At 62.3% G+C, this 15,646-nt stretch carries 16 protein-coding genes and 1 pseudogene; 4 read left to right on the top strand and 13 right to left on the bottom strand.

All coding sequences use genetic code 11. The annotated features are described in order from the left end of the window. Positions 1-101 precede the first annotated feature (101 nt). Positions 102-329, top strand: a complete 228-nt coding sequence (locus ACIBI6_RS34845) for an SDR family oxidoreductase (RefSeq protein WP_396959160.1) — start codon at positions 102-104, stop codon at positions 327-329. Here ACIBI6_RS34845 and ACIBI6_RS34840 read toward each other — a convergent pair. The 8 genes from ACIBI6_RS34840 to ACIBI6_RS34805 are packed head-to-tail and all read right to left on the bottom strand — an operon-like array spanning position 293 to position 8,355. After that, positions 293-1,306, bottom strand: a complete 1,014-nt coding sequence (locus tag ACIBI6_RS34840) for a fumarylacetoacetate hydrolase family protein (protein ID WP_396959158.1) — start codon at positions 1,304-1,306, stop codon at positions 293-295. The two genes, ACIBI6_RS34845 and ACIBI6_RS34840, sit on opposite strands and share 37 nt — an antisense overlap. A 49-nt stretch (positions 1,307-1,355) precedes the next feature. Continuing rightward, entirely contained in the window at positions 1,356-2,345 is a 990-nt protein-coding gene (locus ACIBI6_RS34835; protein WP_396959156.1) for a cyclase family protein, read from the bottom strand. Positions 2,346-2,397: 52 nt separating this feature from the next. Continuing rightward, positions 2,398-3,585, bottom strand: coding sequence for an alpha/beta hydrolase family protein (locus ACIBI6_RS34830; protein WP_396959154.1), 1,188 nt, complete (start codon positions 3,583-3,585; stop codon positions 2,398-2,400). A gap of 27 nt (positions 3,586-3,612) precedes the next feature. Beyond that, positions 3,613-4,458 carry an SDR family oxidoreductase gene (locus ACIBI6_RS34825; RefSeq protein WP_396959152.1) on the bottom strand — a complete coding sequence of 282 codons (846 nt, stop codon included), beginning with the start codon at positions 4,456-4,458 and terminating at the stop codon, positions 3,613-3,615. After that, the gene (locus tag ACIBI6_RS34820) at positions 4,455-4,982 is read right to left on the bottom strand and encodes an aromatic-ring-hydroxylating dioxygenase subunit beta (RefSeq protein WP_396959150.1); all 528 of its coding nucleotides are present in this window, start codon (positions 4,980-4,982) and stop codon (positions 4,455-4,457) included. The genes ACIBI6_RS34825 and ACIBI6_RS34820 overlap by 4 nt, the downstream gene beginning before the upstream one ends. Continuing rightward, on the bottom strand, positions 4,979-6,370 hold the full coding sequence (locus tag ACIBI6_RS34815; RefSeq protein ID WP_396959148.1) for a Rieske 2Fe-2S domain-containing protein: 1,392 nt from the start codon (positions 6,368-6,370) through the stop codon (positions 4,979-4,981). The genes ACIBI6_RS34820 and ACIBI6_RS34815 overlap by 4 nt, the downstream gene beginning before the upstream one ends. Before the next feature lie 57 nt (positions 6,371-6,427). Beyond that, positions 6,428-7,387 (bottom strand): amidohydrolase family protein, encoded by a 960-nt coding sequence (locus ACIBI6_RS34810; protein WP_396959146.1) that lies wholly within the window; start codon positions 7,385-7,387, stop codon positions 6,428-6,430. Beyond that, the gene (locus ACIBI6_RS34805; RefSeq protein WP_327100372.1) at positions 7,384-8,355 is read right to left on the bottom strand and encodes a VOC family protein; all 972 of its coding nucleotides are present in this window, start codon (positions 8,353-8,355) and stop codon (positions 7,384-7,386) included. Before ACIBI6_RS34805 ends, ACIBI6_RS34810 begins: the two co-directional genes overlap by 4 nt. Before the next feature lie 413 nt (positions 8,356-8,768). Between ACIBI6_RS34805 and ACIBI6_RS34800 the strand changes: the two genes are divergently transcribed. From ACIBI6_RS34800 to ACIBI6_RS34790, 3 genes are all read left to right on the top strand, one after another. After that, complete coding sequence (locus ACIBI6_RS34800; RefSeq protein WP_396959143.1) at positions 8,769-9,713, top strand: LysR family transcriptional regulator; 945 nt, start codon at positions 8,769-8,771, stop codon at positions 9,711-9,713. Between the two features lie 157 nt (positions 9,714-9,870). Further along, on the top strand, positions 9,871-10,092 hold the full coding sequence (locus tag ACIBI6_RS34795; protein ID WP_327100374.1) for a ferredoxin: 222 nt from the start codon (positions 9,871-9,873) through the stop codon (positions 10,090-10,092). Further along, positions 10,089-11,291, top strand: coding sequence for an NAD(P)/FAD-dependent oxidoreductase (locus ACIBI6_RS34790; RefSeq protein WP_396959141.1), 1,203 nt, complete (start codon positions 10,089-10,091; stop codon positions 11,289-11,291). Before ACIBI6_RS34795 ends, ACIBI6_RS34790 begins: the two co-directional genes overlap by 4 nt. Before the next feature lie 34 nt (positions 11,292-11,325). On the opposite strand, the pseudogene ACIBI6_RS34785 reads toward ACIBI6_RS34790, so the two are convergent. From ACIBI6_RS34785 to ACIBI6_RS34765, 5 genes and pseudogenes are all read right to left on the bottom strand, one after another. Continuing rightward, a pseudogene (locus ACIBI6_RS34785) lies at positions 11,326-11,406 on the bottom strand (hypothetical protein); the annotation flags it as partial. A 320-nt stretch (positions 11,407-11,726) separates the two neighbouring features. Further along, positions 11,727-12,707 (bottom strand): alpha/beta hydrolase, encoded by a 981-nt coding sequence (locus ACIBI6_RS34780; protein WP_396959139.1) that lies wholly within the window; start codon positions 12,705-12,707, stop codon positions 11,727-11,729. A gap of 91 nt (positions 12,708-12,798) precedes the next feature. Beyond that, positions 12,799-13,827, bottom strand: a complete 1,029-nt coding sequence (gene dmpG / locus ACIBI6_RS34775; RefSeq protein WP_327100377.1) for a 4-hydroxy-2-oxovalerate aldolase — start codon at positions 13,825-13,827, stop codon at positions 12,799-12,801. Then, positions 13,824-14,804 (bottom strand): acetaldehyde dehydrogenase (acetylating), encoded by a 981-nt coding sequence (locus tag ACIBI6_RS34770; protein WP_396959136.1) that lies wholly within the window; start codon positions 14,802-14,804, stop codon positions 13,824-13,826. The genes dmpG and ACIBI6_RS34770 overlap by 4 nt, the downstream gene beginning before the upstream one ends. Beyond that, positions 14,801-15,613, bottom strand: a complete 813-nt coding sequence (locus ACIBI6_RS34765; RefSeq protein ID WP_396959134.1) for a 2-keto-4-pentenoate hydratase — start codon at positions 15,611-15,613, stop codon at positions 14,801-14,803. Before ACIBI6_RS34765 ends, ACIBI6_RS34770 begins: the two co-directional genes overlap by 4 nt. Positions 15,614-15,646: the final 33 nt, after the last annotated feature.

Raw genomic sequence — 15,646 nt, 5'->3', positions numbered from 1 at the left:
TCCGTCCTGCCATGTCCTTCAGTGTCCCTTCCAGCCCCAACCAGGGCCAACAAGGACCCTAAAACTGGACGGACTCATTCACCGGGGACAGGCCACGAGGAATGACCAGGACGGCAGCGTTGGAATTCGCGGCATCCGGCGTCCGAGTCAACGCGATCTGTCCTGGACTGGTGCAGACACCCATGGTCTCCGTCATTCCGAAGGAAGTCATCGACGACATCACGGCGGGGATTCCCCTCGGACGAGGCGCTGATCCGAATTGCCGGAGCCTATTTCGTGTTGAGATGGAGCACTACCGGCGACGATCGAGTGACGAGCAGCCCCTATAAGCACCCCACCTAGCTCGGCGGTGGACTGCCCAGTCATGTCGGCGGCCCTCAGGAATCTGTGGAGCAGGTGGTCCCGCGACTACCACATTGCGGATCGAGCCCAGAACGTCGACTGTCATTTCCACGACGTCTCCGGGCTGAAGCGGCGAAGGGTCGCGTTCCCCCGATCGTCCCCAAATTTCGCCAAGGCACCCGCCGTTACCAACCGTGCCGGACCCAAGGACATCGCCCGACCTGACCCATGTGCCCCGCGAGGCCTGCGCCACAAGCTCATCAAATGTCCAGCTCATGTTCCGTAGGTTGTCACGGCCAATCACTGTCCCGTTTAGTGAGACTGTGGCTTCGAGATCGAGGAAGCCGTCCGACGTTCGGAACTCGTCGATTTCGTCGGCGGTGACGAGGAAGGGCCCGAGGGTGGTGGCAAAGTCTTTCGCCTTTGTCGGACCGAGGCCAACTTTCATCTCGCGTGTCTGGATGTCGCGAGCGGACCAGTCGTTGAAGATTGTGTAGCCGAAAATATGGCTTCTCGCGTCATGAGGAGCGACCGACGAGCCATCCCCCGAGATGACGGCGGCAACCTCCAACTCATAATCGAGCACGTCGCAGCCGGGGGGGACGGCAACATCGTCGTAAGCCCCGATCATTGCGTATGGGTTGCTGAAGTAGAAGACCGGCGCCTCGTACCACTCTGGGATGACCCCGCCTTCGCCCGTCACCAGCCGGGAGACGCCGTCAATATGTTCCGCGAACGCAGCAAAGTCCCGCACCGTCGGCGGATTGAGAGGCGGCAGCAGCCGCGCGGCTTCGAACGTGATGGGAGAGGAGCGCAACGCTGCTGTCCCAGCCTCGAGTGCTGCAGGTAGGCCCTGGCGGACGATTTCCAAGATGGGCCGCTGATCGGCGAACGCATGGAGACCGTCCGGGCCAGCGACTCCGGTCGTGACGGTGCCATCAATTTCCCACGTGGCGAATCGCATGGAACGGACTCTTCTCCCTAGCTGTGTGACGCGTGAATACGAATGTCGGCTACTTGATCGCGACCGGGTTGACCGGTGCCCCGACGGCTGCCGTCACAGGAAGGGGGGCCGCCGTCAGGAAGAACTCGTAAATCCCGTCCGCGGCGCAGTCCTCAGCCAACTTGTCGAAGTCCCACATCTCGCCGATGAACAGTCCCATGTGTGGGATGACGACCTGGTGCAGGGGCTGGAAGGCATCGGGAAACTCGTTCGGCCGCACTTCGAACCCCCAGGTGTCAGTCGCGACGCCGGCGATTTCGCGACCATGGAGCCACTCGGCTGTCGTAAAGGACAGCCCCGGCGCGGCGCCGCCGGCGTAGGTTCCCCAACCATCCCGACGGGCACGGGACAGTTGCCCTGTCCGGACGAGCATGATGTCGCCTCGACCGACCACCGATCTCTCCCCTTGAAGATCGATCGTCCGCTCGAGGTCATCTACCGTTATGGCATAACCGTCGGTGAGTTCGCCATCCGAACCTATTGCACGCCCGACGTCCAAGAGCACCCCGCGCCCAGCGATGCGATCGGCGACGGTCTCGATACCCGTCACCAGATCCCCGTCGCTAGTGACGACCTGGGACGCGCGACGTCCGTTGTACGCCTCGCCATGATCGAAGACGTGCCCCAAGCCATCCCACTGCGTCGACGCTTGAAGCGGGGTGACGATATAGTCATCCGCTCCACCCCAACCATGTGGCAACCCCTGCGCGCCAAACTCTGCATCCAGACCTGTCGCCAACATGGTATGTACCGGGTTGTTGCGTTGACGCCACCCCGTTTGGGGACCGTCGCTGTTGAAGCCCTGTGCGAGAGAGAACGCCGCGCCCCGGCGGACGAGCCCGGCTCCCTCGCGCCGCTTGTCGTCGTTCAGGAAATTCATCGTTCCGAGGACATCTTCAGCGCCCCAACGACCCCGATTTGAAACCCGCGACGCCATTTCGGCAATTGCGACTTCCACGTCAGAGTTGAGGCTCGAGTTGGAGCTGTCTACCTGCGACATGAGTCCGTCCTGAAAAGTAGTGTCAAGCGCTGCGCCATCTGCGGCAAGGCCGTCAACCGGCGACCTCGGCAGACGTGTGGGTTGAGTCTGTGGCCGCGAACGTGTCGCTCACCCAGTCCGCGATGTAGGTGCACATGGCGGGAAGGTGGTCGAGGCCGATGTGCTCGGCGCCACCCTCCTCGCGGGTGAAGATCCGTAGATCGCGAGATGGTGCGTTCACGGCCTGATCGTATGAGCGATGCGCATATGCGACCGGGATCTGTCGGTCGTTCTCGCCATGGACGATGAGGAAGGGGACGGTGATCTCCGAGACCACGCCATCCAGATGGATCGAGTCGGCGAAAGCGATGAACTCGTCGAGGTCGTCGTACCCCCACACCCACTTGACGTGATCCCAGTAGTGGGGGACAGGGTTTTCGCCTTCTCGCTCGAGCCTGCGACGCTGGACCGCGCCCCAGTTGTGGTTGGCACCCCATGCCACGCACAGCGAAAAGCGCTTCTCGAAGGCGGCGACCCGCGGGGCGTAGTACCCCCCGAGAGACCAGCCAACGACCCCCATCTTGGCGGGGTCCACGTCCTTACGTGTTTCCAGCCAGTCGACTACCCACTTGCCCCACGTCTCGGATTCCCGCACCGCGACGAGGCCCTGCAGTCGTAGGGCCTCGCCCGTTCCGGGCTGGTCGAGCATCAGGCAGGAGATGCCGCGTGCCGCCAGCTCAGACCAGAAGCCGGACGAGTACATGAGCTCTTTGGTGGAATCCAGGCCGTTGAGGAGCACGATGACGGGCGCGGGGCCGTTCTGACTTTCCGGGGCCGCGGAGAAGTACGCGGGGAGCGTGGTCTCGCCGAACGGGATGGCCACCCTGGACACGTTGTAGTCGCGCAGGTCAAACGCCTTTTGCGTGAGATCTAGCACACGCTGGTAGGTAGTCAGACGATCGGGGTGACCGGCGGGGAGCATGCGCTCGGCCGTGGACAAATAGTTGGATGCGCGCGCATAAATTCCCCCAGCTGAGAGAGAATGCCCATCCCGCTCGGCCTGCTCGGCCTGGCCCGCCACGGAGTCGGTGAGGTCGGTCCACGCGCGCAAGAACTGGTCGGTGCCGGCATCACTGCCGCCTTTCGCCGCCTCGAGCAGCGGTCGACACGCGCGGTCCACCTCATCGATCTGACCGCCCGCGTTGAGCGCGCCGACCACAGCAAGATTCCAGACATAATTGCCCGGGAAGTACTCAAACATCGACTGTTCCTATCTTGGTCCGGTAACTCAGGCCTTGGGCATCCGCTTGATCAGGTCGCCCATGTTTATCAACGCACGATTGAGGGCTCCCTGATCGGCGATGACGGTCTGACCTGTCATGATCTGGTTCTGCCGTGAGGCGAGGAACGCGTAGAGGGGGCCATACTCCTCGGGGTCGGGCAAGTGCTGCATGGGGGCCAGCCACTCGAACTGCTCGCGGAAAACGTCGGCGGAATCTGACTGTTTCGAGTCTTGAAGGTGGAGCGTCTCCGGACCTCGGAGTTCGCTCTTGCCGATTCCTGTCGGCGCTACTGCGTTCACCCTGATCTCGGGCGCGAATTCGAAGGAAAGTTGATTGACCAGGCTCGTCACGGCGCCCTTGCTCGCGGTGTAGACGATGCCGCCTCCGTCAGCTGCATATGCCGCCTGCGACGCGGTGAGCACGATCGCTCCGCGATCGGCTCGTAGGAGTTCGAGGAATACCTTTGCGGTGAGCATGTAGCCCTTGACGTTCACGCCAAAGACCTCGTCGAAAAGCGCGTCAATATGCTCAGCCGTCATATCCTCGACACGGACGACGCCATCGGAGATGCCCTGCGTTCCTACCACTGCGGACAAGCGGCCGAACCGCTCGACGATGACATCACGGCAGTGCTGCAAATCCGCAACGCTGCGAACGTCCCCAACGACCGCGAGAACTCGATCACCGAACTCCGCTTGAAGGGCCTTCACCTTATTCACGTCGTACTCGAGGACGATCACCTGCGCGCCGATATCGGTGAAGTAGCGGGTGAGGCCCAGCCCTAACCCCGATCCCCCTCCCGTGACAAGTACCACATGGTCATCGAGCGTGACCGGCTGCCCAACGTTCATAGGAACAGGCCGAGATTGGGGGTAGCAAGGCTGACCTCAGTCAGGATGATCTCCCGGCTCAACAGCCGCAACCCCTCGGCCGTGGACCGGAGAGTGTCATAGCGCCTGTAGGGCAGGAGATCGAAGTGCGGATCGATGCCGCGCTGTCGGTAGAGCAGCACCGCGCTGCGTACGGCTACCACGTCGGGGCGATCGGTTTTTTCTATATCGATGGACCCGACCATCCGCATGGTACGAGACGGGGGAACTTCCGAATACGCCATACCAGTCGCGAGCCGGTCCAGGCGTATGCGGACATGAGCCTTGGTCTCTTTGGTGCGGTAGCCCGAGCGGTCGATCTCGTTGGAGCGTGGCTCGGTCGCCTGACGTATTGGGATGAAGAGCTCGTACTCATCGTCTAGAGTGCCGTACCACTCCTCCTCCTGACCCTCGTCAAGAAGTCGCGCTTCGCGCGCCAGGAACTGGGTCACGTTCTCTCTGAGCAGCACGCGGTCTGCGGTGTCGATAGAGCCGGCGGCGTTCATTGCCCCTCCTTACGAGCCGGGTTCAGCTGGCCGTCGATGCCGTCTCGCATGACATTGGCCCACTGCCTGTAGAAGTGCAGCTGGTTCATTTCCCCGAAGCCTGTGTTTCGTTTGATCCCGGGACCGGTCCAGTTCGGGTCGTTTTCGCGGTCAATCGGGCTGCGCTTGCTCTGATCGAAGTTGAAAGCGAACTGCTCCCGCTTCATCCACGGGCTCTTGGCGGCGCGCGGAGCTCCTTCCCAGGCGACGGTGTCGTCAGTCTCGAAGATGCCCGCGGAGCCAAAAGTGAACTGCCCCAGTTGTTGGGCTGCCTCCACTTCCTCCGGTGTCTGGAAGTCCCACACGAACTGCCAGTTCCAAATCTCGAGGACCCCGGGAGCGACGGGTTGCCATTGCCGGAAGCTCGTGAGGATCGTCGGAGGTGTCCCCGGGGGTATCGCCGCGGCGATCCGGATGAAGCTCAGGTTCGGGAAGATCGTTCCCGTTGCCGGCGGCTCGTGGTTCAGGACGAACATCTGTGTCTCGTCCATCTCCGACAGGTCGAACTTCTCAGTGATTTCTGGCGGGTATCCCCACAAGACGTATCCGGGGTGGATCACCTTCGTCCAGGTATGGCCGTTGAAGGCGTGCCCGTTGTCCATCTCGTAGGTAACGGAGATGGCGGTGTTCGCCTGAAAGCCCTGCGCCAGCCCGATCTCCTCTACACTCCAGTGCAGCGAATCGATGTGGTAGGTGTCGCCGGCGAAGTTCTCAGCAGCGGTCTTCCAATCGGCCTTCACCTGATAGCGCTCCGGGGGCCCAGCCACACGCAGACCCTTGGGGTGCAGACCTACCACCAGATCGAACATCCAGCCCGCTCCACCGAGATACTCATCGAGGCTGGGACCATCGGCAGCGAGTGACGCAAAGATGAAGCCGTGCCGGGACTCGACGCGGGGAGCCTTGAAAAGACCGAACTTCTCCGGGTCCATCCGCTCACCGTAGGCATCCTGCACGTGGGGCGTGCCTACGAGGGCACCGTTATTGGAGTAGGTCCACCCGTGGTACGGGCACTTGAAGAATCGCGAATTGCCGGCGTCGGTCTGGCAGACCTGAGTCCCGCGGTGCCGGCAATAGTTGGAGAGCACGTTGATGTCTCCGCCACCGCCTCTGGTGACGATAACCGGGTCAATACCGATGCGGCGCTGAACGAAGTCGCCCTTATTCGGAATCTCGCTCTCATGCGCGACGAACACCCAGCAGCTGCCGAAGATGTTGTCCATCTCGCGTTGGAAGATCCCCAGATCGTTATAGATCTCAACCGGGATGGCGCCCTCCTCGATCGATGATGTGACTCGCTCGATCAGTTCGTCTGTGGGTATGGACGGTTGTTTGTCGATCAGTGTCATTTCCACTCCGTTGTGTCACTGATGGTGCTCGGGATTCGCTTTAGGTGTCGTGCGGGCTTATGGCGTCATTCGAAACAGTCGGCGAGCGTTGGCATCGAGGAGCTCGGCCATATTCGCGACCTCGGACGTCGAGCTGCTGTCCCATCCGCCGAAGTTCGACCCGTAGACGAGGTGATCGACGTTGGCGACCTCCAGCAGAAGATCGAGCGTATGTGGCGAATGCACGTGCGTGTCGAACCACAATCGGCTCAAACCTTCACGGGCCTGTTCCGCTGAGATGGGAGCGCCAGGAAGACGGAGCGAGTCAAAGATCCGACCCGCGATCGCGGGAAATGCACCACCGCCGTGAGGGATCAGCACGTCCAGCTTGGGGTGTCTGTCGAGCACCCCGCCGAGAATGAGGGAAGTGACCGTCAACGTTTCCTCGATGGGGTACCCGATGGTCACGTTTCCGAGCCATCGGTTCAGCCGCGAGTCGCCAGGAGGGCCATCCACCCCAGGCACGATCGAGTGGATCAGCAGGGGGACATCCAGTTGTTCGTGCGCCGCGTACAGATCGTCCAGCTCCGGGTCGTCAAGATTGACCCGCGCGTTGGATCCGATATACCCGCCGACAAACCCCCGCTTGACGTTGCGGTGCAACTCATCGATCGCCACCGAAATGTCCTGGGCCGGGAGCGCCGCAAACGCACGAAGCAGACCCGGTGCCTTCCCAACCATTTCAGCTGTGAGATCGTTGGCTTCCCGCAGGAAGGGCACAGCCACTGCCGCCGGCGCCTCGTGGAAGAGCCAAAGCGGAGAGAGCGACAACACCTGAGTGGTGATGCCCGCGGGCTCAATCGCCGCGACCCGCGATTCCATGACGGGTGCGAATGAATCATTCGCGCCGATGGCGAACGAGTACCCTCCTGTCACGACCTCGAACTGCCCCGGCGCGAACTCGCGTACGGCCGGACCATACGGGCCGGCTTTCCCGAGGAGCTCATCAAAAAAGACGTGAGCGTGACTGTCGATCATTGGATAGCCGAGACTGGGGTCTGTTCAGATTCGCCGTCTGCCGCGGGATGAAACGGCCGGATCGACGTTTGGGGGGCGAGGGGGCGGAAATGATGTCCCCAGATCTCGTTCTTTGCGCCCGCGGATTTGTTGTAGTAGCGGACCGTCCAAGAATTCTCGTCTTCGACGACAAGCGAGTCGGCGCCGTACTCGAGATCGAAACCGCTCGGAGTGCGCACATAGAACGACATCTGCTCATCCCCCGCGTGGCGCCCCATCGTCGAACTGAGCTCGTAGTCGCTCGCTTCGACTAGGTCGTATGCGCGACCCACGTCGTCGAAGTCGTGCGCCTCGACCATGAGATGCTGCAATCCGATAAGGCCGTCCGGCGCGCCGGGCATCTCCCACAAGGCAAGGCTGTGATGGCGTGGATTGAGACGCAAGAATGACATCACGCCGAATCCGGTGTCGACCACGTCTGTCACCCGGAACCCGAGGATATCCCGGTAGAAGGCATATGCACCTTCGAGCGAGGGGACCACGACCACGATGTGGCCAGCCCCCTGAGCGCCGGTGATGAAACCGGTAGTCGCCCGCCGACCTCTGAACGTGCGGTCCAAGTACGTCTGGCCCGTGAATACCTCAAGAGGCAATCCGTAAGGATCGGTGAAGGTCGCCAGCTGCTGGACACTTCGCTCGCGGGCAAGCTCTTCGGAGCCCTCAGCAACAGAAATACCGTGTGAGCGAAGGTGGTCGACGAACGAGCGGAGTTCCTGCTGGTCTCGAATCTCCCATCCGATGTAGGCGATGCGATCATCTGGACCTGGATGCAGCTGCAGGCGGTACGCACGGTCATCCCAGCGAATACGGAGCGAGCCGTCCACCTGCGGAGAGGTTTCAAATCCGATAATTTCGGACGCCAACGGTTCCCATTCGTCGATCCGGGGAGTCTGGAATCCGACATAACCCAGGCTGTGGAGACGTGCCATTACACCGTTCCGATCGTTCGTGCGCCGTACCAACGGACAGAGCCGCCGTATCCCTCCACAGCGAGCTCCTCCGCCACTAGGTCCACAAGAACAGCGTGGACAACGGCCTCGGGAAGCTGGAGGCTCGCGGCGATGTCCGAGGCCAAGCCCGGCGCCTCGCTCAGCATTACGATCAGGGTCTCGCGTAATGTTCGCTGGTCTGACGGGTCTAACGGCGTCGAAGGATCAACGGCCTGTCGTTCAAGGGTTCTGGTCATCATCGACTCTCTTGCTCAGCGCGGCCGGTTGCTAATCGGCGAGGGGCCACTTCCCGATGACGTTAGGCCGACTCCCGTTTCGCTTCAAACAATGATTCGCGATAGTCATATATCAGCTTGGTTGATGTAACAGAGTCGCGGCACTACAGTGCATGCATGGATCTGCGCCGCGTCGACCTCAATCTTCTCGTCGCGTTTGATGCGCTGATGGTCGACCGAAATGTAACTTCCGCGGCTAGCCGCCTGTCCGTCGGCCAGCCCGCAATGAGCGCTACCCTGAAGCGGCTTCGAAGACTCTTCGATGATCCGATTCTCGAGCGCCGAGGCAGGAACATGGTGGCCACTCCGCTTGCGGCGTCCCTTGTGAGTCCGGTCCGCCAGCTACTCGCGGATACGGAGCTGCTTCTGCGTTCACGCCGACACTTCGATCCGGCGACCGATGCGCGGATGTTCACAATCATGGCAAGTGAGTACAGCACGATCACCCTGCTTCATCCTCTGATGACCACCCTCCGCACCGACGCACCCAACGTCCGCATTCGCGTCGTGCCCGTCAGTGCAAGGATCGAAGAGCCTCTAGCAAACAGCGACCTCGACCTCGTACTCTCCCCGCCCGAGACGGTCAGCGCTGCGGAGATGAGATCGCTCGCGCACGAGCGCCTGTTCGTTGACACCTATGTCGTGGCACTCGACCGCAAGCATCCCGATGTCGGGGAGCAACTCACCCTTGAGCAGTTCAGTGATCTGCCCTATCTCGCGATCACATTCGGCGATACTTACGCCCTGGTCGAAGGTCAACTGGATCGACTCGGCGTCCCCCGCAGAACCGAAGTTGCCACCGGATTTGGCACTGCTCCATTCCTGCTGCAGGACACACGATTGATCATGCTTATGCCGAGCACTCCCGCTCGCATGGTTGCGCGTCGTGTCGGACTCCGCCTGCTCGAACCTCCCATCCCCTTGGGAGAGGTCTCCGAGGCGATGTATTGGCACCCCAGCTACACGGAGGAGTCTGGCCATCTCTGGCTGCGATCGAAGCTCCGCGACGCGGCTCAACAGGCTGGAGAATTCCGACGTACATCGAATTCTGATATCAAATAGATTGATTCTCTGTCATCGACGGACATAGCTTGTATCGATTTCATTCGGCGCCATAAACTTTGCGGAACTGGGCGCTGGCCGTCCGGTGGGTTAGTCAGAGGTGCAAAGGAGCTCAGATGACCGTCGAACCTGCAGCCCGGATGGGCAGTGATTTCAAGTGACCGAGCAATTCGAAATCCATCTCGACACCACCCGCTGCCGGGCGTACGGAGTCTGTGTGAGTGTCATGCCCGAGGTGTTCGAGACACCCCCGGGTAGCCCCGTCGCAGTACTCAAGGTCCACGCCGTCGACGCGTCGGAGGAAGAGGATCTGGACGAAGCCATCCGCTATTGCCCCGCCCAGGCTCTCGCTAAGCGCCCTCTCGAGTCGATCTCATGACACCCCACGAAGGAATCCTCATCGTTGGAGGTTCTGCGGCCGGGTTGAGCGCCGCAGATGGGCTTCGAGAAGGCGGTTATCAGGGACCGGTCACCGTACTGAATGAGGAAACTCGCGCGCCCTACGATCGACCAACGGTCTCGAAGGGACTTCTGGTGGGCGAAGGAGCACCGGAATTCATGGACCTCCGAAGCACCGAGAGGCTCGAGGAAACCAACATCACGCTTCGGAGCGGGGAGACCGCCGCGGGGCTCGATATCGACCGCCACTATCTCATCACCATGAACGGCGAGCCGATGCCGTGGGAGTCGATCATCATCGCCACAGGCGCGCGAGCTCGTACAATTCGCACCACGGATGGCAAACCGCTTCCCGTGCTGCGAACGGCATCCAATCTGATCGCGCTTCGCGCTGCGTTGACGGTCCATCGGCGGATCGCCCTCGTCGGAGCCGGCTTCATCGGTCTTGAAGTCGCCAGCGGACTGGCCGAGAGCGGTGTCATCGTAGACGTGTTTGACAACAAGCGTCTTCCTCTCGAACCGCTTATCGGCCCGGAAATCGCGGGATTTCTCCAAGAGCTCCATGCGAGCCGCGGTGTGAATATGCACGGCGACATCACGCTGAGCGCGATCACCGGCGACGAAGGCGAGTACGTCCTGCACTTCAGTGACGGCTCATCGCATCAGACTCCCCTCGTCTTGGTTGGAATTGGAGTCGAACCGAACGTGGACTGGCTCGTCAACTCGGGCGTGGAGCTCAGCGACGGCGTCGTCACCGATGAGTTTGGACGCACAAACGTGGCGAATGTGTGGGCCGCAGGTGATGTCGCGGCACTCGAACACCCGCTCCTTGAGTCCCGGTCGCGGGTCGAGCACTGGACCCATGCCATCGAGCACGGCCGACGCGTTGGGCTCAACATCGCGCGAGGTGATCTGGTCCCATTCACCACTCCCCCATACTTCTGGAGCGATCAGTACGGGATGCGCTTCCACTCCTACGGCAGGCGCCGACCCGAAGACGATGTTGTCTTTGTTAAAGGATCGCCGAGCCAAGAAAACTTCCTGGCGCTATTCGGCTCTCACGGCGAATTCCACGGTCTCTTCTCCAACGGATACGAGCAGCTCCTCCGCCCCTACCGAAAGTTGCTCGAACGAGGAGCTTCTTTCGACGAAGCCTGCACGCACATAACAGCGAGATAGGTGGATTAGCTCTTCTGCCCCCCGCTTCGAGATTGATCACGATGCGTCGACTGAGATCCGAGCGCTCGGCCAGTTGGAGCTGACTGAGACCGACCTCGACCCGGAGCCGCTTCACGGGTTTATCCCTGTAATTGTCGTAGCCCGCGCCCCGAACGCGGACTGCGAGATCGAGCTCAACTGCAGAGACCTTCGCGATCGGGCGTCCCAAAATTATCCATCTGCATCACACTTCGACCTTGAGATCCGTCTGACCGATGGTAGGGTCCTGGCCGCTGCGCTAGAGGAAACACCGAAACGCACCCAGACTGTTCGAATCGATTGCTCGCTGCCGGAGTGGCTGCACTGGAAGTGAGACGCACCGCTCGAACGCTTTCGGCTCTCGAAGGACTCAGACCCTCTTTCAATTTGGTTTTCCGTCATTTGACGAAACGCGTATCACCCAACCACTGGAACGTTCCGCTCAAGAAAGCGGATCTGGTCGCGAATCACTGTCTCGAACGGTTCCCCCACGTAGATATCGAAATGCCCTGCCCGGTAATGGCGGACCTCCCCGTGAACTGCCTGGGCGGCGTATCGATCGGTCTCCCCCGACGGCGTGACGCTGTCGCCATCGCAGATGCAGAAGAGGATCGGTGTACGAACATCTTTGGCGCGGCGGCCGGGTATGTACCGGGGCACTTGGAACATGACACGGGCCGGGACCTGGCTGCGCCAGTTCGTCAGGCCGGAATCCGCGATGAGCAAATCGAAACCAGGCTTCGAGTCGGGAGCTGTCATCACCGCGACTTCTCCGGGCTCCCCGACCACTTCGACTCGCACGGGCTCCTTGCCCCGTCGAGCTGCACACCAGTCCTGAACTGCGCGACCCATGAGTCTCAGAAGCGTGAAGAAGGGCATCCGCTTACCCGCTGCGAAGCCGTCCGTGAACGGGCACTGCGCAATCGTCGCCGCGATGCGCGGATCGTCGGCCGCGGTCACTGTGACGTGGCCGCCCGCGAACGAGGTTCCCCACAAAACGACGCGGTCGGGATCAGCCTCCGGCACTGTTCTGGCGTAGGCGACCGCACTTCGGTAGTCCTCGAGCTCGCGATCCACGTCGATCAGCTCACGTGGTTCGCCGCTGCTGGCACCAAAATGCCGGTAGTCGAATACGAGGCAGGCGTAGCCCCGTTTCACAAAACGCTCGGCGTATTTGTCGAGTCCCATCTCTTTGATGCCACCGAAACCGTGGGCCATGACGATGATGGGAACACGTGTGAAAACCGTTGCAACCGTCGGCAGGTAAAGCCATGCCTGACATTCGCCGTCACCCGAAAAGAAACGCACGTCTTGCCGCGCCGTGGTTGCCTCCGCCATATCGGCTCTCCTGAGTTCGTCGTTGATCTGCGCAGTCGTAGGCCCAGGTGAACAGTGCATTCATCCTGGGTGGGGCCAGGGGTCAGGGTGGCGATGGCCACCCCGGCCAGGAGTGGGGTGGCGGGGTGGGCCACCGGTGTTCGTCGGGAAATCAGCTTCCGGGCGTGAGCTGCTTTTCACCGACGAGATCGAGGGCGATATCGACGATCATGTCTTCCTGGCCGCCGACGAGCCGTCGACGACCGACCTCCAGAAGCAGGGTCCGAGCGTCGACGCCATAGCGCTGGGCGGCCAGCTCAGCGTGGCGGAGGAACGAGGAGTACACACCGCCGTAGCCGAGGGTGAGAGTTTCGCGGTCGACTTGGACCGGTCGGTCACGGAGCGGGCGCACGAGGTCGTCGGCGGCGTCCTGCAGGGCGAAGAGATCGCAGTTGTGTTGCCAACCTTTGATATTCGCGACCGCGATGAAAGGTTCGATCGGGCAGTTTCCCGCACCGGCCCCCTGGCCGGCGAGGGAGGCGTCGACGCGAGTGACACCCTCTTCCACGGCAACGGCGCTGTTGGCCACCGACAGCGACAGGTTTTCGTGGGCGTGGATGCCGATCTGGGTGTCGGCGTCGAGTACGTCGCGGTAGGCCCGGATGCGCTCCCGCACGTCGTCCATTGTCAGTCGGCCACCGGAGTCGGTGACGTAGACGCATTGTGCGCCATACGATTCCATCAGCTTGGCCTGGGCCGCTAGCTCCTTCGGCTCGGCCATATGACTCATCATCAGGAATCCGGACACGTCCATGCCGAGTTCCCGGGCGGTGCCGATGTGCTGGGCGGAGATGTCGGCCTCGGTGCAGTGGGTGGCGATCCGCACCGATCGCACCCCCAGGTCGTGGGCGCGCTTCAGTTCCGCGATGGTGCCGATGCCGGGCAGCAGCAGGGTGGTGAGCACGGCGTCGCCGATGTTGGCGGCGGCGGCCTCGATCCATTCCCAGTCGGTGTGGCTGCCGGGGCCGTAGTTGACCGAGCCGCCCGCGAGCCCGTCACCGTGGGCGACTTCGATGGCGTCGACGCCTGCGGCGGCCAGCGCCGCCACGATGGGGCCGACGTCAGCGGGGTCGATGCGGTGACGGATGGCATGCATGCCGTCACGGAGGGTGACGTCTTGGATGTAGAGCTGGCGGGTCATCGTGCAGCCTCCGTGGCGAGACGCGAATCAGCGTCGGCGGCAGTTGTTTTGCGTCGAGCGATGGACTCCGCGACGCGCAGCGCCGCGGAGGTCATGATGTCGAGGTTCCCGGCGTAGGCGGGCAGGTAGTGGGCCGCGCCTTCGACTTCGAGGAACACCGAAACCCGAGTGGTCACCGGCCCCGCACCGGCGGGCACCAAGGTGTTGACCGGCTCGTCCGCCGGAATTGGGGTGAACTGGACTTCCTGCTTGAGCCGGTAACCGGGCACGTATTGGGATACCCGGTCAGCCATTTCAGCGATCGAGGCCCGGATCGCGTCGTGGTCGGCGTCGCCGATGAGGCAGAAGACGGTGTCACGCATGATCAGCGGCGGTTCGGCTGGATTCAGGATGATAATCGCTTTGCCGCGCGCCGCTCCGCCGACGGTTTCGATGGCGTGGGAGGTGGTTTCGGTGAATTCGTCGATGTTCGCGCGGGTGCCGGGCCCGGCGGATTTCGACGAGATGGAAGCGACGATTTCCGCATAGTGCACCGGCGTGACAGCGGAGACTGCCGCGACCATGGGGATCGTCGCCTGTCCGCCGCAGGTGACCATGTTGACATTGCTCACCCCGGCGTCGAGGTGCTCGTCCAGGTTGACAGGCGGCACCACGAACGGGCCGATCGCGGCCGGGGTGAGGTCGATCAATGTCTTGCCGTACGGCGCAAGCTTTTTCGCGTTCGCGATGTGCGCCTTGGCCGAGGTCGCATCGAACACGATCTCGATGTCGTCGAAGCCGGGCAGGCTGGTCAGCCCGTCGACCCCCTCATGAGTCGCGGGCACCTTCAGGCGCTTGGCCCGGGCCAGACCATCCGATTCGGGGTCGATGCCGACCATCGCCCCCATCTCGAGGGCGTCGGACAGGCGCAGGATCTTGATCATCAGATCGGTGCCGATATTGCCGGAGCCGATGATGGCCACCTTGGTCTTGGTCATTGCCCCTCCTTCGGGGAGAACGTGGCGGACACCGAACCGAGCGGGCCGATGTCGGCACGAATGCGGGTGCCGGGCGGGGCGGGAACCATGGGGCCGAGCGCACCGGAGAGGATGATCTGCCCGGCACGCAAGGGGTTTCCGTACTCGCGGGCGGTGCGAGCCAACCAGGCCAGGGCGTTGAGCGGGTCGCCGAGGCAGGCCGCGCCGGTCCCCTCGGACGCGAGCTCGTCGTCGGCGTACATCCGCATGGTCACTTCGCGCGGGGTGAACTCGTCCAACCTGAGCCGCGTCTCGGCCAGCACGAACAGTCCGCTGGAAGCGTTGTCGGCCACGGTGTCGCTGATGGTGATGTCCCAGTCCGCGATGCGGGAGTCCACGATCTCGAGCGCGGCCACCGCGTAGTCCACCGCGGCGCGGATCTGTGCGTCGTCCAGTTCGCCTTCGGCCATATCCGATTTCAGCACGAAGGCGACCTCGGCCTCCGCCTTCGGCTGCAGCAGCTTCCGCGAAGGAATCTCGGCCGCACCGGAGACGTCCATGTCGGCGAGCAGCACGCCGAAGTCCGGCTGGTCGACACCGAGCTGCTGTTGCACCGCGGGAGATGTGAGTCCGATCTTCCGGCCGACGACGACACCGCCTGCCGCTTCACGGCGGCGAATCAGCTCTTCCTGAACGGCGTAGGCGAGTGCGATGTCGCCTACGCCGATCAGGTCACGCACCGGCGGGATCGGCCGCAGTTCGCGGATCGCGCCGGTGATGCGGTCGGCAGCCAATCCGACGATGTTCGCGTCGATTTCGGTTGTGCTCATGGTGGTTTCACGTCCTTCCGATAGCTGCCGGGC

The organism is Nocardia sp. NPDC050412, assembly GCF_044458825.1.
GTDB lineage: Bacteria > Actinomycetota > Actinomycetes > Mycobacteriales > Mycobacteriaceae > Nocardia.
The sequence above is the reverse complement of the archived record's forward strand: the minus strand, read 5'-3'. Positions and strand labels throughout refer to the sequence as shown.